18 protein-coding genes and 1 tRNA gene are annotated in these 20,578 nt (G+C 71.9%); 7 read left to right on the top strand and 12 right to left on the bottom strand.

Annotated features, from left to right (window positions below; all coding sequences use genetic code 11):
* Nucleotides 1-53: 53 nt before the first annotated feature.
* The 7 genes from rpoB to AC4H2H_RS05700 all read right to left on the bottom strand — a co-directional run bounded on the left by rpoB (nucleotide 54) and on the right by AC4H2H_RS05700 (nucleotide 11,109).
* Nucleotides 54-3,566 (bottom strand): DNA-directed RNA polymerase subunit beta, encoded by a 3,513-nt coding sequence (gene rpoB, locus AC4H2H_RS05670; RefSeq protein ID WP_494369826.1) that lies wholly within the window; start codon nucleotides 3,564-3,566, stop codon nucleotides 54-56.
* A gap of 518 nt (nucleotides 3,567-4,084) precedes the next feature.
* A complete protein-coding gene (gene rplL / locus AC4H2H_RS05675; RefSeq protein ID WP_494369827.1) occupies nucleotides 4,085-4,474 on the bottom strand; it encodes a 50S ribosomal protein L7/L12 in 390 nt (129 codons plus the stop codon).
* Nucleotides 4,475-4,585: 111 nt separating this feature from the next.
* Nucleotides 4,586-5,116: a 50S ribosomal protein L10 gene (gene rplJ, locus AC4H2H_RS05680; RefSeq protein ID WP_021483443.1), complete on the bottom strand. Its 531-nt coding sequence runs from the start codon at nucleotides 5,114-5,116 to the stop codon at nucleotides 4,586-4,588.
* Nucleotides 5,117-5,391: 275 nt separating this feature from the next.
* Nucleotides 5,392-7,968 carry a CHAT domain-containing protein gene (locus tag AC4H2H_RS05685; RefSeq protein WP_494369828.1) on the bottom strand — a complete coding sequence of 859 codons (2,577 nt, stop codon included), beginning with the start codon at nucleotides 7,966-7,968 and terminating at the stop codon, nucleotides 5,392-5,394.
* Nucleotides 7,969-8,002: 34 nt separating this feature from the next.
* Nucleotides 8,003-9,829 carry a S8 family serine peptidase gene (locus tag AC4H2H_RS05690; RefSeq protein WP_494369829.1) on the bottom strand — a complete coding sequence of 609 codons (1,827 nt, stop codon included), beginning with the start codon at nucleotides 9,827-9,829 and terminating at the stop codon, nucleotides 8,003-8,005.
* A gap of 150 nt (nucleotides 9,830-9,979) precedes the next feature.
* Nucleotides 9,980-10,477, bottom strand: a complete 498-nt coding sequence (locus AC4H2H_RS05695; RefSeq protein ID WP_494369830.1) for a hypothetical protein — start codon at nucleotides 10,475-10,477, stop codon at nucleotides 9,980-9,982.
* A complete protein-coding gene (locus AC4H2H_RS05700; protein WP_494369831.1) occupies nucleotides 10,474-11,109 on the bottom strand; it encodes an RNA polymerase sigma factor in 636 nt (211 codons plus the stop codon). Before AC4H2H_RS05700 ends, AC4H2H_RS05695 begins: the two co-directional genes overlap by 4 nt.
* A gap of 357 nt (nucleotides 11,110-11,466) precedes the next feature.
* Here AC4H2H_RS05700 and AC4H2H_RS05705 point away from each other — a divergent pair, with 357 nt between their 5' ends.
* The 3 genes from AC4H2H_RS05705 (at nucleotide 11,467) to AC4H2H_RS05715 (ending at nucleotide 13,829) form a co-directional block, all read left to right on the top strand.
* Nucleotides 11,467-11,889, top strand: coding sequence for a DUF4383 domain-containing protein (locus tag AC4H2H_RS05705; RefSeq protein WP_494369832.1), 423 nt, complete (start codon nucleotides 11,467-11,469; stop codon nucleotides 11,887-11,889).
* Nucleotides 11,890-11,891: 2 nt separating this feature from the next.
* A complete protein-coding gene (locus AC4H2H_RS05710; protein WP_494369833.1) occupies nucleotides 11,892-12,458 on the top strand; it encodes a hypothetical protein in 567 nt (188 codons plus the stop codon).
* A gap of 243 nt (nucleotides 12,459-12,701) precedes the next feature.
* A complete protein-coding gene (locus AC4H2H_RS05715; RefSeq protein WP_494369834.1) occupies nucleotides 12,702-13,829 on the top strand; it encodes a glycosyl hydrolase family 18 protein in 1,128 nt (375 codons plus the stop codon).
* 105 nt (nucleotides 13,830-13,934) lie between these two features.
* Here AC4H2H_RS05715 and rplA read toward each other — a convergent pair whose 3' ends face one another.
* The 5 genes from rplA to AC4H2H_RS05740 all read right to left on the bottom strand — a co-directional run bounded on the left by rplA (nucleotide 13,935) and on the right by AC4H2H_RS05740 (nucleotide 16,638).
* Nucleotides 13,935-14,651 (bottom strand): 50S ribosomal protein L1, encoded by a 717-nt coding sequence (rplA, locus tag AC4H2H_RS05720; protein ID WP_494369835.1) that lies wholly within the window; start codon nucleotides 14,649-14,651, stop codon nucleotides 13,935-13,937.
* Between the two features lie 82 nt (nucleotides 14,652-14,733).
* Complete coding sequence (rplK, locus tag AC4H2H_RS05725; RefSeq protein ID WP_494369836.1) at nucleotides 14,734-15,165, bottom strand: 50S ribosomal protein L11; 432 nt, start codon at nucleotides 15,163-15,165, stop codon at nucleotides 14,734-14,736.
* A gap of 97 nt (nucleotides 15,166-15,262) precedes the next feature.
* Nucleotides 15,263-16,075, bottom strand: coding sequence for a transcription termination/antitermination protein NusG (gene nusG, locus AC4H2H_RS05730; protein ID WP_494369837.1), 813 nt, complete (start codon nucleotides 16,073-16,075; stop codon nucleotides 15,263-15,265).
* A 113-nt stretch (nucleotides 16,076-16,188) separates the two neighbouring features.
* Nucleotides 16,189-16,473 (bottom strand): preprotein translocase subunit SecE, encoded by a 285-nt coding sequence (gene secE / locus AC4H2H_RS05735; protein WP_494369838.1) that lies wholly within the window; start codon nucleotides 16,471-16,473, stop codon nucleotides 16,189-16,191.
* A gap of 92 nt (nucleotides 16,474-16,565) precedes the next feature.
* Nucleotides 16,566-16,638: transfer RNA gene (locus AC4H2H_RS05740), tRNA-Trp, on the bottom strand.
* A gap of 204 nt (nucleotides 16,639-16,842) precedes the next feature.
* On the opposite strand from AC4H2H_RS05740, the gene AC4H2H_RS05745 reads away from it, so the two are divergent.
* The 4 genes from AC4H2H_RS05745 to AC4H2H_RS05760 all read left to right on the top strand — a co-directional run bounded on the left by AC4H2H_RS05745 (nucleotide 16,843) and on the right by AC4H2H_RS05760 (nucleotide 20,576).
* Nucleotides 16,843-17,802: an ABC transporter ATP-binding protein gene (locus AC4H2H_RS05745; protein WP_494369839.1), complete on the top strand. Its 960-nt coding sequence runs from the start codon at nucleotides 16,843-16,845 to the stop codon at nucleotides 17,800-17,802.
* Nucleotides 17,799-18,662 (top strand): ABC transporter permease, encoded by an 864-nt coding sequence (locus AC4H2H_RS05750; protein WP_494369840.1) that lies wholly within the window; start codon nucleotides 17,799-17,801, stop codon nucleotides 18,660-18,662. Before AC4H2H_RS05745 ends, AC4H2H_RS05750 begins: the two co-directional genes overlap by 4 nt.
* The gene (locus AC4H2H_RS05755) at nucleotides 18,649-19,929 is read left to right on the top strand and encodes a sensor histidine kinase (protein WP_494369841.1); all 1,281 of its coding nucleotides are present in this window, start codon (nucleotides 18,649-18,651) and stop codon (nucleotides 19,927-19,929) included. Before AC4H2H_RS05750 ends, AC4H2H_RS05755 begins: the two co-directional genes overlap by 14 nt.
* A gap of 74 nt (nucleotides 19,930-20,003) precedes the next feature.
* A complete protein-coding gene (locus AC4H2H_RS05760; RefSeq protein ID WP_494369930.1) occupies nucleotides 20,004-20,576 on the top strand; it encodes a response regulator in 573 nt (190 codons plus the stop codon).
* Nucleotides 20,577-20,578: the final 2 nt, after the last annotated feature.

Below are 20,578 nucleotides of genomic sequence, written 5' to 3' on the forward strand. Positions count from 1 at the left end.
TGGGAGCGGTGCCCGGCCGCCAGGGCCGGGCTGCCGCTCCCACCCGCCCGAGATCAGATCTCGTCGACGCTGGAGGCAGCGTTGGGACGGCGGGACAGGTCGATCCCGAGCTCCTCGGCGGCGCGGTACACGTCGTCGTCGGACTCCTTCATCTCGATCTGCACGCCGTCGCTCGAGAGCACCTCGACGTTCAGGCACAGAGACTGCATCTCCTTGAGGAGCACCTTGAAGGACTCCGGGATGCCCGAGTCGGGGATGTTCTCGCCCTTGACGATGGCCTCGTAGACCTTCACGCGGCCGGGGACGTCGTCGGACTTGATCGTGAGGAGCTCCTGCAGCGTGTAGGCCGCGCCGTAAGCCTCGAGAGCCCACACCTCCATCTCGCCGAAGCGCTGACCGCCGAACTGCGCCTTACCACCCAGCGGCTGCTGCGTGATCATCGAGTACGGGCCGGTCGAGCGCGCGTGGATCTTGTCGTCGACCAGGTGGTGGAGCTTGAGGATGTACATGTAGCCCACGGCCACCGGGTCGGGGAACGGCTCGCCGGAGCGGCCGTCGAACAGCAGCGCCTTGCCGTCGCCGCCGACCGTCCGCACGCCGTCGCGGTTCGGGATGGTCGACGAGAGCAGACCGGTCAGCGCGTCCTCGTGGACGCCGTCGAACACCGGGGTGGCGACGGGACGGCCGGGCTCGGACGACGCCGCGATCTCGGGGACGTTCTCCTTCCAGGAGAGGTCCTTGCCCTCGGCCAGCGAGATGTCCCAGCCCTGCTTGGCGACCCACCCGAGGTGGGTCTCGAGCACCTGGCCGACGTTCATGCGGCCGGGCACGCCGAGCGGGTTGAGGATCACGTCGACGGGCGTCCCGTCCGCGAGGAACGGCATGTCCTCGACGGGCAGGATCTTCGAGATGACGCCCTTGTTGCCGTGACGGCCGGCGAGCTTGTCGCCGTCCGTGATCTTGCGGCGCTGCGCGATGTAGACGCGCACCAGCTGGTTCACGCCGGCGGGCAGCTCGTCGCCGTCCTCACGGTTGAACTCGCGCACGCCGATGACCGTGCCGGACTCGCCGTGGGGCACCTTGAGCGAGGTGTCGCGCACCTCGCGCGCCTTCTCGCCGAAGATGGCGCGCAGCAGGCGCTCCTCCGGGGTGAGCTCGGTCTCGCCCTTGGGCGTGACCTTGCCGACCAGGACGTCGCCCGCGCCGACCTCGGCGCCGATGCGGATGACGCCGCGCTCGTCGAGGTCCGCGAGGACGTCCTCGGAGACGTTCGGGATGTCCCGCGTGATCTCCTCCGGGCCGAGCTTGGTGTCGCGCGCGTCGACCTCGTGCTCCTCGATGTGGATCGAGGAGAGCACGTCGTCCTGCACGAGACGCTGGCTGAGGATGATCGCGTCCTCGTAGTTGTGGCCCTCCCACGACATGAACGCCACGAGGAGGTTGCGCCCGAGGGCGAGCTCGCCCTCGTCCGTCGCCGGGCCGTCCGCGAGGACGGAGCCGACCTCGATGCGCTGGCCCTCGTCGACGAGCACGCGCTGGTTGTAGCTCGTGCCCTGGTTCGAGCGGCGGAACTTCGCGATGCGGTAGCTGCCGGTCGTGCCGTCGTCGTTCGCGGCGAGCACGAGGTCGGCCGAGACCTCGGTGACGACACCGGGCTTCGTCGCGACGACGACGTCGCCCGCGTCGACCGCCGCGCGCCACTCCATGCCGGTCCCGACGAGCGGGGCCTCGGAGCGGACCAGCGGCACGGCCTGGCGCTGCATGTTCGCACCCATGAGGGCGCGGTTGGCGTCGTCGTGCTCGAGGAACGGGATGAGCGCCGTCGCGACCGAGACCATCTGGCGCGGCGAGACGTCCATGTAGTCGACCTGCGCGCCGGGGACGATCTCGACCTCGCCACCCTTCGTGCGCACGAGCACGCGCTCGTCCGCGAAGGTGCCGTCGGCGGTGAGCACCTGGTTCGCCTGGGCGATGACGTGGCGGTCCTCGTCGTCGGCCGTGAGGTACACGACCTCGTCCGTGACCTTGCCGGCCGTGACCTTGCGGTACGGCGTCTCGATGAACCCGAACGGGTTGATGCGCCCGTAGGAGGCGAGCGAGCCGATCAGACCGATGTTCGGGCCTTCCGGCGTCTCGATCGGGCACATGCGGCCGTAGTGCGACGGGTGGACGTCACGGACCTCCATGCCGGCGCGGTCGCGCGACAGACCACCCGGGCCGAGGGCCGAGAGGCGACGCTTGTGCGTCAGGCCCGCGAGCGGGTTGTTCTGGTCCATGAACTGCGAGAGCTGCGACGTGCCGAAGAACTCGCGGATGGACGCCACGACCGGGCGGATGTTGATGAGCGTCTGCGGCGTGATCGCCTCGACGTCCTGCGTCGTCATGCGCTCGCGCACGACGCGCTCCATCCGGGACAGGCCCGTGCGGACCTGGTTCTGGATGAGCTCGCCGACGGCGCGGATGCGACGGTTGCCGAAGTGGTCGATGTCGTCGGTCTCGACGCGGACGTCGATCGCCTCGCCGGCGCGCTGACCGGGCATGGTGGCGTGGTCGGCGTGCAGCGCGGCGAGGTACTTGATCGTCGCGACGACGTCGGAGACCGACAGCGTCGAGTCCGAGAGCGGCGCGTCGATGCCGAGCTTCTTGTTCGCCTTGTAGCGGCCGACCTTCGCGAGGTCGTAGCGCTTGGAGTTGAAGTAGAAGTTCTCGAGCAGCGCGCGGCCGGCCTCGACGGTCGGCGGCTCGCCCGGGCGGATCTTGCGGTACAGGTCGACGAGCGCCTCGTCCTGCGTGTGGACGTGGTCCTTCTCGAGCGTGTCGAGCACCGAGGGGTAGTCCGCGAACTGCTCGCGGATCTCCGACTCGGTCAGGCCGAGCGCCTTGAGCAGCACGGTGACGGACTGCTTGCGCTTGCGGTCGACACGCACGCCGACGGCGTCGCGCTTGTCGATCTCGAACTCGAGCCAGGCACCGCGCGACGGGATGATCTTCGCGGAGAAGATGTCCTTGTCGCTCGTCTTGTCGGCCGTGCGCTCGAAGTAGACGCCCGGGGAGCGGACGAGCTGCGAGACGACGACGCGCTCGGTGCCGTTGATGATGAAGGTGCCGCGCTCGGTCATGAGCGGGAAGTCGCCCATGAAGACCGTCTGGCTCTTGATCTCACCGGTGTTGTAGTTGACGAACTCCGCGGTGACGAACAGCGGCGCGGCGTACGTGAAGTCCTTCTCCTTGCACTCGTCGGCCGTGTACTTCGGCGGCTCGAAACGGTGGTTGGAGAACGACAGGGACATCGAGGACCCGAAGTCCTCGATCGGCGAGATCTCCTCGAAGATCTCCTCGAGCCCGGACGTCGACGGGACGTCCTGGCGGCCGGCGGCGGACGCCGCGGCGACACGCGACTGCCAGGCCTCGTTGCCGAGGAGCCAGTCGAAGCTCTCGGTCTGGAGGCCCAGCAGGTCGGGGACCTCGAGGGGCTCGTAGATCTTGGCGAAGGAGACGCGACGCGACGCGGTACGGTTCGCGATGGCGTCGGCGGACGGAGCAGAAGGGGTGCGCGAGGCAGCCAAGAGGGGTCCTTCCCTGCAGATCGAAAGAACGCTGCGCCGCCGGGCTGGTCATGATCACCGCCGCCACGACACCTCGCGGACGCGCACGTACGTCGTCGAGGGGTCGGGGGTATCTGAGGTCACGGGCACAGGACAGCGCAAAGCGTGAGCATACCCCCTGCACGCACTGCAACACAACCCGGGGCGTGCGCTGCCCTCCGATCCGACGCCTGGGCGTCGGATCGGTATTCGAGCGGGCACCGTCGCCCGCCATCTGCTCGAGACCTGACCCGCACCGCGGTCCGACCTGCTGCCGTCGACCGCGCTGTCCTGCGTCGTCGACCCGCACATGGTGGCACACTCGCGGCCGTTCCGGGAAGCCGGTGCGCCCACCGGTGCCCGACGACGGACCCTGCGACGGGCGCCCGGGCGCGCCACCGCCGTCGGGAACCCCGAGACACGACGAGGCCCGCACCCCTCGCGGGGTGCGGGCCTCGTGCGGCGTGCCGACCGGTCCCGTCAGGACGGGACCGGCGAGATCACTTGACGGTGACCGTGGCGCCGGCGCCCTCGAGGGCAGCCTTCGCCTTGTCCGCGGCGTCCTTCGCGACAGCCTCGAGGACGGGCTTGGGGGCGCCGTCGACGAGGTCCTTGGCCTCCTTCAGGCCGAGGCTCGTGAGGGCACGCACCTCCTTGATGACCTGGATCTTCTTGTCGCCGGCAGCCTCGAGGATGACGTCGAACTCCGTCTTCTCCTCGGCCTCCTCGGCGGCGGCACCGCCACCGGCGGCAGCCGGGGCAGCAGCGGCGACGGGGGCGGCGGCGGTGACCTCGAAGGTCTCCTCGAAGGCCTTCACGAACTCGTTGAGCTCGATGAGGGTGAGGTCCTTGAACTGCTCGATGAGCTGCTCGGTGCTGAGCTTCGCCATGATGGCGTTCCTTTCGGTCGGTGCTCGGCATCGGCCCGTGCGGGCCTGCCAGAAGCGGGGTGTGTGCTTGCGCTGCGTCGATCACGACCCGGGACGAGCCCGGGCACGGGATCAGGCGGCAGCGCCCTCCGATTCCTGCTTCTGACGCAGGGCATCGATGACGCGGGCGGCCTGGGCGGTGTTCGCGGTGAAGACGTACGCGGCCTGGAACAGCTTGGCCTTCATCGCGCCGGCCGCCTTGGCCAGCAGGACCTCGCGGGACTCGAGGTCCGCGAGCTTCGTGACCTCCGCGGCGGTCAGGGGGCGCCCGTCGAGGACACCGCCCTTGATGACCAGCGCGGGGTTCGCCTTGGCAAAGTCACGCAGACCCTTGGCAGCCTCGACCGGGTCCCCGGTGACGAAGGCGATTGCCGACGGACCCTGCAGGTCGGCGTCGAGTCCCTCGACACCGGCCTCCTTGGCCGCGATGGCGGTCAGCGTGTTCTTCACCACGGCGTAGGTTGCGTTGCCGCTGAGCGACCGACGCAGCTGCTTGAGCTGCGCGACGGTGAGCCCGCGGTACTCGGTCAGCACGGCAGCGTTCGAGTCGCGGAACTTGTCCGAGATCTCGGCGACTGCGGCTGCCTTGTCCGGCCTCGCCATGGCAATCCTTCCGGTGGTGGTACCACCGGCGTCGTCCCGGAACGAGAAAGAGCCCCGCGCAGGCGCGGGGCTCGTAGTCGCACGCGCGGCGGGGCCGGGCGGACGTCGTCGATTCGCTACCTGCGCTGGCCTCCACCTCGGGGGTGGGACTTCGGCCTTCACGTCCCGCAGAGGAGTCTGCAGGCAGCGTCGGACGACCGGCGGTCTTGGGTACACGCCCATCGTACGGGACGACGGCGCGTGGTCCAAACCGTCGTCGTCGTGCGGTCGCGCGGTCAGAGGACCAGAGGGCCGAAGCAGACGAGCGGGACCGGCTCCGGCTCGTCGGCGACCGCACGGGCGAGCGCGATGCCCGGCATCGCGCCGTCGCGCAGCTCGGCGTGCAGCGCGGGCATGACGCGCGCCGCGACGTCGTCGCGCAGCGGGGCGACGCTCGCGATCACCGCGCGGGCACCCAGGCGCAGCAGGACGCTCGTCAGGCCGAGTGACTCCCCGCCGATGCGCGAGGTCGACAGTCCCACCTCGCACGCCGACAGCACGACGACGACACCGCGCAGGTCCGTGCCGTCGAGCTCGTGGGCGAACAGCGGGCCGTCCGCGAGCCGCAGCGACGAGAAGAGCGGGTTGTCGGACTCGTGGCTCCCGTGAGCCGCGAGGTGGACGACGCCCGCGGACGCGAGCCCGCCGAGGACCGCCGCGCACGTCGCGTCCTCGCCCGCGAGCGACTCGGACCCCGCCCAGACCGACGCGACGAGCTTTGCCTCCGCCGTCGAGAACCGCAGGCCCGGTCCGGCGACGACGAGCGCGGCGTCGGTGCGTCGCGTCGGCTCGCCGACGCGCAGGTCCACCCACGAGTTGGCCCACGTGCGCTTGCCACGCCGTGACGGGAGCGACGCCCACGGGACGGCGAGCAGGACGGCGCGCGCGGCGACGTGCAGGTCACCGTCGGCCTCGAGCGGGGCCACGAGCACGTCGTCGAGCGTGGCGAGCGTGCGGGACAGGGACCCCACCGCCGCCTCCCGCATGGGGACGGGGATGAGCACGTTCGACAGGACGGTGTAGTCGGCCCGCGCGCGTCGCACGAGCTCGGCGACAGCGTCCCGGCTGCCGAGGCGGACGAGCCGAGACCCGGCGCCGGAGACCCGGACGGCGTGGATGTCATCTCCCACGACGAGGAGTTCAGCAACGACCGCGCCAGAGTCGCTCGCGTCGAGCGCGGTTCGCACGCTGCGCTCCGTCGCGGGGTGCGGGATCGCCGCCCCTCCCCCGTGCTGCCACGCACGGCGACGTGCATCGTCCTGAAGACGACGGGCCGCCCTCAGATGACCCTGCCGTCGGGCGAGCTGGTCCGGGTCCGAGGGCGCGCCCAAAGCACGGGCTGCCTCGACCTCCTGGCGCGACGACGCGAGGAGGTCCGCGAGGACGGGGTCCGAGGGCGGGCGCACGCGCCCCGACCCCGCGAAGGCCGCGCGACCACGCTCCACGGCGTCGAAGATCGTCGCCGGACGGCGCGTACTCAGCGCCGACGCCACGTCGACGTTGCCGAGCCGGACGCCGTGCACCGCGGAGGCCGTGACCGCGTCGACCGACCCCAGCCGCGCTCGGTGCTCGGCGAGCGCCGCCTGCCCGCGGCGCACGGCCCGCACGCCGGCACGGCGGTCCCCGGCGGCAAAGGCGAGCTGGGCGAGGACGGACTCGTGCTGCAGTCGCACCGGCAGCGGAGCGCGATCGAGGTTCGCGGGCACGGCCTCGAGGACCTCTCGGGCCGCGGGCACGTCCCCCGCCATCACGAGCCACTCCACGGCGAGCAGCCGCGCCGGGATCACCACGCCCAGGCCGGCGACGTCACCCATCGTCGCGCCGTCGCGCGCGACGTCGGTCGCCCACCCCGCGTGGCGCCGCGCGGTCGCCGGGGTGACACCGGCGACGCGGTGCTCGGTCAGCGCCGCCTGCAGCTCGGCGACCCGTGCGCGGAGCATCCACGGCGTGTTGCCGAGGCGCTCGAAGCGGCGCGACGACGACCGCGCGAGACGCTTCGCATCGGCGAACCGCCGTAGGCCGAGCACCGCCCGCGACCGCACGAGCTCGACCTCCGCAAGGTCACGCACCATGCGGTAGCGGGAGAGGTGTTCCCGCGCCTCACGCAGCGCCTCGTCCGCCTCGGTGAGCAGCCCCGCGTCGAGGAGCACCTGCGCCCGGTCGATCAGCCCGACGGCGGCGTGCCGCTCCGGCGCCTGCTCAGCGGCCTCGTCCATCGCCCGCAGAGCTGCCGGCAGGTCGCCCTGCAGGTACATGACCCAGCCGAGGTTGTGCGCTGCCATCGAGGCGTACATGTCGTTCTCGATCTGGTGAGCGAGCTCGAGACACGCCCCGAAGTCGTCCGCGGCCGAGGACAGTCGGCCGAGGTCGGAGTGCAGGCTCCCCCGGTTCATGTGGACGACGGCACGGTCGCGCTCGCTCTCCGGCGGAAGGAGCTGCACGGCCTCGTCCATGGCCCCCAACGCTGCCTCGAGCGAGCCCGTCCGGTGCAGCACGAGGCCGCGCTGCCCGAGCACGACGGCCCGCAGCGCGTCGTCGTGCTCGACGGCCGACGCCGCTTCGGCCAGTAGGTCGAGCGCCCGCTCGACGTCACCGCGCGACTCGAGGTGACAGACCGCCAAGCCGATCCGAGCGCGGACGACGAGCTGGGTGAGCTCCGTCGTGCCGGAGCTCGCGGCACCCGTCGCCGCACCCGTGCACCACTCGAGCACGGCGTCGAAGTCTCGGCGTGCCGCGTCGTGGCGCCCACGGGAGTTCAGGCCGAGGGCACGCTCGAGGCGGGCAGTCGCCGCCCCGAGCGTGGAAACCCCCACCGCGCACACCCCCGTCCCCGTCGGGACGGACGACTCAGCTCTTGTCGTGCGCTCCCGGCCGCTCGATGCCTACCGTCGCCGTGACGGCCTTCCACGCCGCGTCGACGCGTTCTGCCACCCGGTCACCGAGGGTACCGCTCTCACGGCCGAGCGGACCGGTCTCGAGGATCGCACCGATCTCGGCCGCCAGCACCGGGGCCGCGAACGACGTGCCGCTCCAGGTCCCGAACCCGCCCTCGAAGCTCTCGGGGTCGATCGTCCTGCGCACACCCCCGAACCTGGTGTCCGGGAGCTGGCGCGACGGGGTGGTCGGGCCGTTCAGCGTCGTCGGGAACGTGCTGACGATCGCCGCGCCGGGGCGCAGCGTCGTCACCCACGGTCCCTCGTTGGTGAAGAGTGCGGTCGAGTCGTCCGGGTTGCACGCACCCACGGTGAGGATCGGCACGTAGTCGTGGGACAGCTGCTCGCCCTCGACGAGCACCGTGCTCGCCGTTCCCGAGACCTGCGGCGCGAAGGCCGCGGGGTACATCGGTCGCGTCGAGCCGTCGTTGCCCGCCGCCACGACGACCACCACGCCCGCCTGCCGCAGCGCACGCAGGAGCGAGCGGAGAGGACCGTCGTACGCGACGTCCTCGGGCTGCTCGTGGTAGTAGCCCATCGAGAGGACCGCGACGTCGACCGGGAAGTACCCGTCGATGCCTCGCATCCCTCGCAGGTGGAACCTGAGGAGCCTGCGCAGGGACTGCAGCACGTCCCACTCGGGGACCGTGCCGGAACCACCGAAGATCCGGAGCGGCAGGATCGCCGCGTCGGGCGCCATCTGGTGGACGACGCCGGCGATGAAAGTGCCGTGCCCGGCGATCGGGTCCAGCGGACCGGTCAGCGGCGCAGAGGACGCTCCGCCGTGCTCCGCGTCGTCGGCCGGACGCGGAGCGATCGGGTACGTCCCGATCGGGCGGCCGTCGAGCGTCGCGGACCGCAGCACGACGCCGTTGCCGTCCCCGCGGGTCGGGTCCTCGGGGAAGTAGTCGCCGAACCACGGGTGGGAGCCGACACCGGTGTCGAGCACGGCGACGACCGGCCGGCGACGACCGGACTCGTCCACCAGAGGGGAGTCGCCCGCGGGCCGCCGGACCGGGGGGCCGCCGAGCCGGCGCACGGGGGAACGGCCTCCGGTTCCCGCCTGGCCGTACTCGGCGAGCCCTCGCACGGGAAGGGGCGTCGAGTAGGGCAGCGGCGTCGAGTACGGGAGCGGCGTGGAGTACGGCAGCGGGGTGGAGTACGGCAGCGGCGTGGAGTACGGCAGCGGGGTCGAGTACGGCAGCGGCGTCGAGTAGGGCGTCGCCGTCATGACGTGGTCGAGCGTGATCGTGGGACCGTCCGGGTCGTCCGGGTCGAGAAGGCCACCGAGCTGCTCGACGAGCTTCCAGGCGTCGGGCACCTCGTCGTGGTCGTCCGGGACGAGCCGCAGCGCGAATCCGTACGCGTCGTCGTCCGCGTGCTCCGGTCCCTCGTCCGCCACGTCGCCCAGCGCGCGGGCGACGGAGAGCGGGGCCCGGTCGCCCGCCGTGTCGAGGGCGACCGACCACCCGCGCCCCCGAGCAGCATGCTCGACGGGATGCGGTGCGCCGTCGCTCTCGGCGAACCCGACGAGCTCGTCGACGTCCGCGCGGCCTGCGATGCGCTCACGCAGCGCTCGGGGCGGCGGACCCTGCACGATCAGCCGGTCGGCGACGTACCAGGTCGGGCTGAGCGGCGGACGCCCACGGCGCGGACGGACGTCGATCGGGTCGAGGAACCGCATCGCGCGGCCGGCGTACGCGTCGCCGCCGGGGACGGGAAGGTCGGAGGACTGGCTCACGGGTTGACTCCAGGATCGTCGGTGTGGATGCGTGCCGACGTGTGACGACGTCGTCGCGCGCTCGGGAGGTCGTACGGCAGGTCGTCGCGGCGGCAGACCGGGGGGACGTCATCGTGCCGCGGACGACGGGTCGCCCGCGGCACGACGGTGCTACAGCTCGACGACCGGGGTGCTCACGGCGCCGCCGGTGCCGTCGGCGCGGCGCACGACGAGGCTCGCCGGCCCACGGTCGACGGCCTCGAAGACGAACCGGCCGTCGTCGTCGCTCGCGATCTCGCTCACGGTGCCGGGCCGGTGCAGCTCGACGCGCAGCGCCGTCGCCGGGGCAGCCCAGCCGTCGATGCGGATGCGCCCGTCGTCGGTCGCGGACAGCGAGATCATCACCGTGACCGACTCGGACGTGAACGTGATGGTGCGCGCCTCGACCGGCGGCGCGTCGCCGCGCACCGACATGGCGGGGACCTGGACGTACTCCAGCTCCATGACCTCGGCCTCGAGGCCGGCGAGCGTGATCGCGAACAGCGACCGCTCGACGAGGCCGGCGGGCACGGGGTCGATCTCGTCCGTGATCCGTGCGAGGTCGGCGAGGAGCGCGAGGTCGACGGCGTCGAGAGGCTCGTCGGGGCTGTGCTGCGGCTCTGTGCTCATGATTGTTCCCACGATTCCCCCTGGACGTCGATGATGTCGCGCAGCTTGGCCAGGCAGCGGCCGCGCGTGGATCCGATGCTGCCGACCGGCATGCCGATCGCGGCCGAGATGGCCTTGTAGTCCGGTCGGTCGGCGAGCGACACGAGGCGCAACAGCTTCTGGCAGCGCTCGGGCAGCTGCTCGAGGGCGTGCCAGAGCCCTCGGTCCCGCTCGTTGCGCAGCACCTCGACGTCCGGCGTCGGGTCGCCCGACGGGAGCTCCGGGACGCCCTCGTCGGTGTCGTCGGGGAGCTCGGTGCGCCGTCGGGCCTCGTCGCGGTGCTTGCGCACGGCCTCCCAGGCCGCGCGCTTGGCCGTGATGAGGAGCCACTTGAGGACGGCGTGGGGTTCCTTGATCGTCAGGGCGTTGCGGACGAGCGCGACCCACACCGTCTGCACGATGTCGTCCGCCTGCTCGCGCTCCACGCCCTGGGCCCGCACCGTGTGCCACAGCAGCGGCGTCGCCTCGCGGACGAAGTCACCGAGCGCGTGCGGGCGGCCGTCGCGGTACTCCAGCAGGGCGAACGCGCCCCGGTCACCGAGGCTCAGCTCGGGTTCACCGGTGTCCGCGAGCTCGTCGGTCGGTCTCGTCATGGGGGGCACTGTCCTCGGCACGCTCGTCCGGTCAGGCATCAGCGGGGGATCCCCGGAAACTCCTGATCCTACGGCGGGGCCGGTCGGGTCGACAACCATCGTCACTGGTCACACCCCTCGCGGCTCGCGCGGCTGGGTCCCATCTCGCTCCTTCGGCGGTACGGAGGGGAGTGCCGTCCGACACTCCTCCACCGGGACGAGAGGGACATGCCGCGCGTCTGATACATCCTGGTGCCACCCACTTTCACCGGCTTGCGTACCCGGGCCCTGGTATCGCGACCCATCCACCGGCGCGGCCGTTCCGAACCTCGACCGACGCGCGGACCTCCCGCGCACCGGAAGAGAGCGGGTAGCACCATGTCCTCGTCCCCGAACCGACTTCTCGCCGCCGTCTTCGGCACCGTCTACCTGCTGGTGGGCGCCGCCGGTTTCGTCGTCACGGGCGGGGTGGGCTTCGCCGAGACCGAAGGCAAGAACCTCCTCCTGTTCGAGGTGAACCCCCTGCACAACATCGTCCACCTCGGGATCGGCGCGGCTCTCCTGCTCGCGTCCCGCTCGGTCGCGGCAGCCAAGGCAGTCAACGTGTCCGTCGGCGCGGTCTACCTGCTGGTCGGCGTCGTGGGCCTGTTCCTGGTGGGCACGGGCGCGAACATCATCGCCCTCAACGGCGCAGACAACGTGCTGCACCTCGCCAGCGCGATCCTCCTGCTGGGGGTCGGCCTCGCCGCCGACAAGGCGGGAGACCGCACGTCGAGCTCGTCGAGCGCGGCGACGGCCTGACGGTGTCGGCGTTCCTGCCCCGCGTCCTGCTCGCCTTCGGGCTGCTGGGCGCGGGGCTCGTCAATCTCGGCCTCGTCCGGGGGACGCTCCCGGCGCCGGCGGGCGTCCTCGCACTCCTGCTCGGCGCCGCGGAGGTCAGCGGGGCGCTCCTCGTGCTCGCCCGGTCCGAGCTCGTGCACCGCGCGGCGACGGCACGGGTCGTGACCGGGGGCCTGGTGGTGGCGAGCGTCGCGCAGGTGGCGCTCGCCGTCGGGCCGGGGAGCCGGTTGGGGCCCGCCGTCGCGGCTGTCGCGATACTCCAGCTCGCCGCAGCGAGCGCGGTCGGGGTCGTGGGTCGGCCGCCGCCCGACGACGTCCCTGCGACCCCCGGCTCCTCCGCACCTCCCGCGCCCCGCGCCGACGGCAGGCCGCGAGCGGCGACGGCCCTGGCGGTGCTGTTCGTCGGCGCGATCGCGGTCTCGGCGGTCACGACGGTCGGCCTCTCGGCGACGGAGGCCGGCGAGCACGCCGTCCCGCACGGCGACCACGACCTCCCGGACCTGCCAGGTCTCCACGGGCACCGGCCCTGAGAGCGTGCGCCGCGACGACGTACGCGTTCTCCCGTAGGCGAGACCGCCGAAGTACCGGGGTTCCCCTCATGCCGCACGGGGGCACGGGCTCCTAGCGTCGAGGCGACCCCTGCACCCACCGCGGGTGCGGACCGGCGTGCCGCGACGTCGCGGCACGCCCGAGCACGAGGAGCACCTCCGTGAGAACTCATCCCTCCGGCCGCGCGCGCGGCCGCTCCGGCGCCCGCCGCAGCGTCGACCACCGTGGCCGCCGCCGCGCCGTCGGGCACGCAGTGGCTCACCGGCTACTGGCACAACTTCGACAACGGGTCCGTGACGATGCGCCTGTCGGAGATCCCGCAGGCGTACAACCTCGTCGCCATCGCGTTCGCCGACAACCTCGCCGGGACCCCTGGCGGCATCACGTTCAACCTCGCGAGCGCCGAGCTCGGCGGGTACACCGAGGCGCAGTTCAAGGCCGACGTCGCGACGATCCGCTCGCAGGGCCGCAAGGTCGTGCTCTCGGTGGGCGGCGAGAAGGGCAACGTCGTCGTCTCCAACGCGACCGAGGCGAAGAACTTCGCCGACACCGCCTACGCGCTCATGCAGGAGTACGGCTTCGACGGCGTCGACATCGACCTCGAGCACGGCATCAACGCGACGCACATGTCGAGCGCGCTGCACCAGCTCTCCGCCAAGGCGGGGCCCGACCTCATCCTCACCATGGCGCCGCAGACCATCGACTACCAGGCCACGAGCATGGGCTACTACCAACTCACCCTGGCGATCAAGGACATCCTCACGATCGTCAACACGCAGTACTACAACTCCGGCTCGATGATGGGCTGCAACCAGCAGGTCTACTCCCAGGGCACGGTCGACTTCCTCACCGCGCTCTCGTGCATCCAGCTCGAGATGGGCCTGCGACCCGACCAGGTGGGGATCGGCGTCCCGGCCGTCCCGCGCGCGGCGGGCGGCGGCTACCAGCCCCTGGCGAACGTCGTGAAGGCCGTGGACTGCCTCGAGGTCGGTACCGGGTGCGGCGCCTTCACGCCGACCACGCCGTACGGCAAGATCGGCGGCGTCATGACCTGGTCGATCAACTGGGACAAGACGAACAACTTCGAGCTCGCGTCCGTCATCGGCGCGCGCCTCGCGAGCGGTCCGACCGACCCCACGGATCCCACCGACCCGACCGATCCCACGGATCCCACGGATCCCACCGACCCCGGTGACTGCACGGCGGCCGCATGGTCGGCGTCGGCGATCTACACCGGCGGCAACCGTGTCTCGTACCAGGGCCACACCTACGAGGCCAAGTGGTGGACCACCGACGAGAACCCCACGCAGAGCGGCCAGTGGGGCGTCTGGAAGGACCTCGGCGCCTGCTGAGGCTGGCGCCTGACAACGACGACGGCGCGGCTCCCCGGGTGGGGAGCCGCGCCGTCGTGCCTGGTGCGATCGGGCAGGGCCCGGTCGCGGCGAGGGACGCTACCGTCAGGCGGCGTCGTCCTCGAGGAGCTTCGTCGTCTTGGACTGGTCCAGCGGGATGCCGGGGCCCATCGTCGTCGCCAGCGTGGCCTTGGTGATATACCGGCCCTTCGAGGACGACGGCTTGAGGCGCAGGACCTCTTCGATCGCCGCGGCGTAGTTCTCCACGAGCGACGTCTCGTCGAACGAGACCTTGCCGATGATGAAGTGCAGGTTCGAGTGCTTGTCGACGCGGAACTCGATCTTGCCGCCCTTGATCTCGGTGACGGCCTTGGTCACGTCCATCGTCACGGTGCCGGTCTTGGGGTTCGGCATGAGACCACGGGGGCCGAGCACCTTGCCCAGGCGGCCGACCTTGCCCATGAGGTCCGGCGTCGCCACGGCGGCGTCGAAGTCGGTGTAGCCGGCGGCCACCTTCTCGATGAGCTCGTCGCCACCGACCTCGTCGGCACCGGCCGCACGGGCCTCCTCCGCCTTCGCCGCGTTCGCGAAGACGATGACGCGGGCCGTCTTGCCCGTGCCGTGGGGCAGGTTGACCGTGCCACGGACCATCTGGTCCGCCTTGCGCGGGTCGACACCCAGGCGGAACACGACCTCGACGGTCGCGTCGTACTTCACGGTCGACGTCTCCTTGGCGAGACGGACCGCCTCGAGCGGCGCGTAGAGACGCTCGCGGTCGATCTTCTCCTCGGCGTTGCGGTACGCCTTGCTGCGCGTTGCCATCTGCTTCTCCTCTGCAGTCGTGGTCAGCGGGTCCGCGCGGACCCTGCCACTGCCGCCCACGGTCGTGGACGGCGGTCTTTCATCAGCCCTCGACGGTGATGCCCATCGAGCGGGCCGTGCCGGCGATGATCTTCGACGCGGCGTCGATGTCGTTCGCGTTGAGGTCCTCGAGCTTGGTCGTGGCGATCTCGCGCACCTGGTCGGCCGTGATCTTCGCGACCTTGACCGTGTGCGGCGTCGCCGAGCCCTTCTGGACGCCCGCGGCCTTCTTGATGAGCTCCGCGGCCGGCGGGGTCTTCGTGACGAAGGTGAAGGAACGGTCCTCGTAGACCGTGATCTCCACGGGGATCACGTTGCCGCGCTGCGACTCGGTCGCCGCGTTGTAGGCCTTGCAGAACTCCATGATGTTGACACCGTGCTGACCGAGCGCGGGGCCGATCGGCGGCGCGGGCGTCGCCGCACCGGCCTGGATCTGGAGCTTGATGAGGCCGGAGACCTTCTTCTTGGGAGGCATGACTCTTCCCTGACTTTCTTCTCGTGGACCGACGCCGTGGGCGATGACCCGGTTGCAGTACTGCGCTCACGCGAGGCGGCCAGGTGCCGCCCGGACGTCAGATCTTCGCGACCTGGTTGAACGACAGCTCGACCGGGGTCTCCCGGCCGAAGATGGAGACGAGGACCTTGAGCTTCTGGTTCTCGACGTTGATCTCGGAGATCGTGGCGGGCAGCGTGTCGAACGGGCCGTCCGTGACGGTGACCGACTCGCCGACGATGAAGTCGACCTCGATCGGAGCCCTGGTGGCCGCCGTGGCGGGCTTGCCGGGCTCCGGGGTGGGGGCCAGCATGGGCGCGAGCATCGAGAAGACCTCGTCGAGCGTCAGCGGCACCGGCTGGTGGGTGTGCCCGACGAAACCGGTGACACCGGGCGTGTGACGCACGGCGCCCCACGACTCGTCGGTGAGGTCCATGCGGACGAGGACGTAGCCGGGGATCCGGACGCGTCGGACGATCTTCTTCTGCGCGTTCTTGATCTCGGCCACCTCCTCCATGGGGACCTCGATCTGGAAGATGTAGTCCTCCATGTTCAGGCTCTGGATGCGGTTCTCCAGGTTGGCCTTCACACGGTTCTCGTAGCCCGCGTAGGAGTGGATGACGTACCAGTCGCCCGGCAGCGAGCGCAGCGTGCGCTTGAACTCCGCGACGGGGTCCTCGATGACGTCGCCGTCCTCGTCCTCCGCGCGCGTCTCGTCCTGCGGCTCGACGTCCTGCGGCTCGGCGTCCGACGACTCGTCGTCCGCGTCGGCCTCGGGCTCAGCAGCCTCGTCGGTCGCGGGGGCGTCCGTGGTCTCGTCGACCTCGTCCTGGGCACCCTCGGGCTGCGTCGGGTCGACGTTCTCCGTCTGGTCCAGCGACTCCTGGGACACGAACGAACCTGCTTTCTGCTGAACTGCTCGATGACTGCTTCTGGAAGCGCCGGAGGCGCCCCGAGGGGCGCCGGGTGCCGATCAGGCCGGCACGGCGGGTGCGACGACGCGGGCTAGTCCCCGAAGACCCACAGGGTGGCCTTGCCGATCCCGAGGTCGAGCACCGTCACGAAAGCCATGACCACGACCACGAAGACCAGGACGACCATGGTGTAGCTGAGGAGCTCGGACCGGGTCGGCGTGACGACCTTCCGCAGCTCGGCGACCACCTGGCGCACGAACAGGGCGATGCGCGCGAAGACGTTGGGCTTCTTGTCCGAGACCGGACGACCCTTCTTCTGCACCTCGTCGGCGCGTGCGTCGTCCGCACCCACGGCCTCTGACGGCGATTCGCTCACTCGTTCTTCCCCATCGCTGACGTGCGGGACCTGCTGAACCCTCGGTGTGGCCCGTGACCGGGCCACGCGCAGCTCGCGAGAGCCGCGCCGTGCAGGGTAGACAGGACTCGAACCTGCAACCTGCGGTTTTGGAGACCGCTGCGCTACCAATTGCGCCACTACCCTTCGCGACCGACGCCTCCAGGGTCTGGTCCGATCCCGTCGCACGGGCGCGGTCCAGCATGGTGGACGTCAACCACCGAGGGACCACTGTACGCGACGGGGCGCCCACGGTCGAACCCGTCGTCGAACCTGTCCACCGATCGGTGGACACCGCGCCCGGACGACCGGTCGTCGCGGCGGACCCGCCCACGGGACCAGGCTCGTCGTATGACACCGACACCGCTCCAGCAACCGGGCACCCCTGGCGCGACGCCCCGCGAGGTGCCCGCCGTCGAGGTCCGCGGGCTCCGCAAGCGCTACGGCACCAAGCAGGCCGTCGACGGGATCGACCTGCGCGTCGAGCGCGGCGAGATCTTCGCCGTCCTGGGCCCCAACGGCGCGGGCAAGACGACGACCGTCGAGATCCTCGAGGGTTTCCGCCGCCGGGACGCGGGCGAGGTCCGCGTCCTGGGCACCGACCCGCAGACCGCGGGACGCGCATGGCGCGCCCGCATCGGCGTCGTCCTGCAGGACTCGCGCGACCAGGCCGAGCTCACCGTGACCGAGATCGTGCGGCACTTCGCGACGTTCTACCCGGCGCCGCGCGACGCCGACGAGGTGATCGACGCCGTCGGGCTGCGCGAGAAGGCCCGCACGCGCACGCGGCAGCTCTCGGGTGGTCAGCGCCGCCGGCTCGACGTCGCGCTCGGCATCGTCGGGCGCCCGGAGCTGCTGTTCCTCGACGAGCCCACCACCGGCTTCGACCCAGAGGCGCGCCGCTCGTTCTGGGACCTCGTGCTGTCGCTGCGCGCGGACGGCACGACGATCCTCCTCACGACCCACTACCTCGACGAGGCGGCCCACCTGGCCGACCGGGCCGCCGTCGTGCGCGACGGGCGCGTCGTCGCGCTCGACGCGCCGGACCGCCTCGGCGGGCCGGCCGCCCGCCGTCCCGTCGTCCGCTGGCTCGAGGGCACCTCGTGGCGCTCCGAGCAGACCGACGACCCCACCGCGCTCGTCGCGTCCCTCTCGCGCACGCTCGGCGTGCCCGGCGGCGGGATCCCGGGCCTGCAGGTCGCGCGCCCGAGCCTCGAGGACGTCTACCTCGAGCTCATCGGAACCCCGGCCGACACGCCGGTCACGCCCGACGGCGCGTCCGCCGTCGTCACCCAGGAGGCCCGCCCGTGAGCACCGCACCGACCCTTGCCCGCGCCCCCCGCCCGACCGCCCTGCCCAGCGCCGCGCGCCTCGGTCTCGAGCGGACCGGCGCCGAGCTGCGCGCGTTCTTCCGCGAGCGCGACGCGGTGATCTTCATCTTCACCTACCCGCTCCTCATGCTCGCGATCTTCGCGACGGTGTTCGGCGGCGACGACCAGTCCACCGCCGACTTCTCCGTGCCGTTCGCGCAGTACTTCCTGCCCGGCATGGTCGCCACCGGCATCATGCTCACGAGCTTCCAGTCGCTCGCGATCTCGATCGCGGTCGAGCGCGACGACGGCACGCTCAAGCGCCTGCGCGCCACCCCGCTGCCGTCGTCGGCGTACTTCTACGGCAAGGTCGGTCTCGTCCTCGCGACGTCCGTCGTGCAGACCGGGCTCCTCCTCGTGCTCGCCGCCACCGTCTACGACGTCCCCATGCCGTGGGAGATGCCCGACGGCGGAGCGCGGCTCGCGACGTTCGCCTGGGTCTTCGTCCTGGGCTGCGCCACCGGGGCCGTGTGCGGCGTCGGGTTCTCGTCGCTGCCCCGCTCGGGGAAGTCCGCGTCGGCCGTCGTGACCCCCTTCGTCCTGGTGCTGCAGTTCATCTCGGGCGTCTTCTTCGCGTTCTTCGCCCTGCCGTCGTGGATGCAGACCGTGGCGTCGGTCTTCCCCCTCAAGTGGATGGCGCAGGGCATGCGCTCGGTGTTCCTGCCGGACGGGGCCGCGGCGCTCGAGCCGTCGGGGTCGTGGCAGCACGGCGCGACCGCTGCTGTACTGGTCGCATGGCTGGTGGTCGGACTGGTGGTGGGCGCGCGCACGTTCCGGTGGCGGCGCCGTGACGACGGCTGAGCCGTCGTCGACCGACGTGCCCGGTGCGGCCAGCGCCGAGATCGACGGCACGTGGGCGCGCGACGTGCGCTGGTGGGACGCGGCGTTCTACGTCATCGCCCTGCTCAGCGCGCTCTCGCTGCTCACCGCCGGCGTCGACGGGACGGCGCTGGCCGTGTCGCTCGCAGCGATCGGGGTCATCGTCCTCGGGTACGTGGGGTGGGGCCGGCGGGCCGCCCGGTCGCGTGACCAGGTGACCGCCCACCTGTACCTCGTCGTCGCGATCGCGTGCACGGTGGTCGTCGTCGCGCAGGACGCCCTCGGCACGCTCCTGCTGTTCGCGGTCTTCACGCAGGTCTGGATGCTCTCGGAGCACCTGTGGGCGCAGGTCGTGCTGAGCACCGTGCTCGCGGCCGGGACGGCCCTCGCCCTCGCCTTCGACCCCACGACAGGCCGCGTGGTCCCCGAGGTGCTCGCGAGCTCGGCCCCGCAGATGGGCGTCGCGCTGGCGTTCTCGATCAGCCTGGGGCTGTGGACGGCCCACACGATGCGGCAGGCCGAGCGGCACGCGCGGCTCGTCGACGAGCTCCGCGCGACCCAGGCAGAGCTCGCCCGCACGCACCACGCGGCGGGGGTGCTCGCCGAGCGCGAGCGCGTCGCCCAGGAGATCCACGACACGCTCGCGCAGGGGTTCACGAGCGTCGTCATGCTCGCGCAGGCCGCGAGCGCCGACCTGGCCCGGGACGCGCCGGACGCCGCGCGCGAGCGGCTCGTGCTCGTCGAGTCGACCGCGCGCGACAACCTCGCCGAGGCGCGGGCGCTCGTCGCGGCGACGTCGCCCGCCCCGCTCCAGGGCAGCACGCTGGGCGAGGCGCTGAAGCGCCTCACGGCCCGGTTCGCCGAGGAGACCGGGGCGCGGGTCGAGCTCACGGACACCCACGCGCCCGGGCTGGCGAGCGCCGAGGAGGTCGTGCTCCTGCGCTCCGCCCAGGAGGCGCTGACGAACGTGCGGCGGCATGCGGCCGCGCGCACGGTCCGGGTCGCGCTCCGCCAGGACCGGGACGGCACGGTGCTCGAGGTGTCCGACGACGGCCGCGGACTGCCCGGCGACGCGGGCTTCACCGAGGGGTACGGTCTGCGGGGCATGCGCGAGCGCGCGGCGGCGGAGGGCGGCACCCTCGAGGTCGGGCCGGGGCCGAACGGCGTCGGGACCCGGATCGCGGTGCGGCTGCCCGCCGCCGGCGCCTCCGTCGGCCGGCACGAGACGGGGACGGGAGGCGGTCGGTGAGCGCGTCGGGAGACGGCACGGTGCGGGTGCTCGTGGTGGACGACCACCCCGTGGTGCGGTCGGGAATCGTGGGGATGCTCGCCGCCGAGCCTGATCTCGAGGTCGTCGGCGAGGCGGGCGACGGCGCGCAGGCGGTGGATCTCGCCGCCGAGCTGGCCCCCGACGTCGTGCTCATGGACCTGCGCATGCCCGTGCTCGACGGCGTGGGCGCGACGGCGGCGATCACCGCGCGCGCCGCGGGACGGCAGGCGCCGCGCGTCGTCGTGCTCACGACCTACGAGACGGACACCGACATCCTGCGGGCGGTCGAGGCGGGCGCGACGGGCTACCTGCTCAAGGACACGCCGCGCGAGGAGCTCGTCGCGGGCGTGCGCGCCGCGGCGCGCGGCCAGACAGTGCTCGCGCCGAGCGTCGCGACGCGGCTCGTGACGTCCGTGCGCGGCGCGGAGCGCCTCACCGACCGCGAGGTCGAGGTGCTGCGGCTCGTCGCGCGGGGCGCGTCGAACGCGGCCGTCGGACGCGAGCTGTTCATCACGGAGGCGACCGTCAAGACGCACCTCCTGCGGGCGTTCGCCAAGCTCGGTGTCGACGACCGCACGGCCGCCGTGACGGTCGCCATGGAGCGCGGGTACCTGCCGGGCGCGTGAGC

The organism is Cellulosimicrobium sp. BMG9.22, from assembly GCF_059159975.1.

Bases quoted from the DNA above. Each gene is read 5' to 3' on its own strand.
- rplK (WP_494369836.1), bottom strand. From the start codon at position 15,165: ATGCCTCCCAAGAAGAAGGTCTCCGGCCTCATCAAGCTCCAGATCCAG.
- rplA (WP_494369835.1), bottom strand. From the start codon at position 14,651: ATGGCAACGCGCAGCAAGGCGTACCGCAACGCCGAGGAGAAGATCGAC.
- AC4H2H_RS05760 (WP_494369930.1), top strand. From the start codon at position 20,004: ATGCTCGCCGCCGAGCCTGATCTCGAGGTCGTCGGCGAGGCGGGCGAC.
- rplJ (WP_021483443.1), bottom strand. From the start codon at position 5,116: ATGGCGAGGCCGGACAAGGCAGCCGCAGTCGCCGAGATCTCGGACAAG.
- AC4H2H_RS05695 (WP_494369830.1), bottom strand. From the start codon at position 10,477: ATGAGCACAGAGCCGCAGCACAGCCCCGACGAGCCTCTCGACGCCGTC.
- rplL (WP_494369827.1), bottom strand. From the start codon at position 4,474: ATGGCGAAGCTCAGCACCGAGCAGCTCATCGAGCAGTTCAAGGACCTC.
- AC4H2H_RS05705 (WP_494369832.1), top strand. From the start codon at position 11,467: ATGTCCTCGTCCCCGAACCGACTTCTCGCCGCCGTCTTCGGCACCGTC.
- AC4H2H_RS05745 (WP_494369839.1), top strand. From the start codon at position 16,843: ATGACACCGACACCGCTCCAGCAACCGGGCACCCCTGGCGCGACGCCC.
- AC4H2H_RS05700 (WP_494369831.1), bottom strand. From the start codon at position 11,109: ATGACGAGACCGACCGACGAGCTCGCGGACACCGGTGAACCCGAGCTG.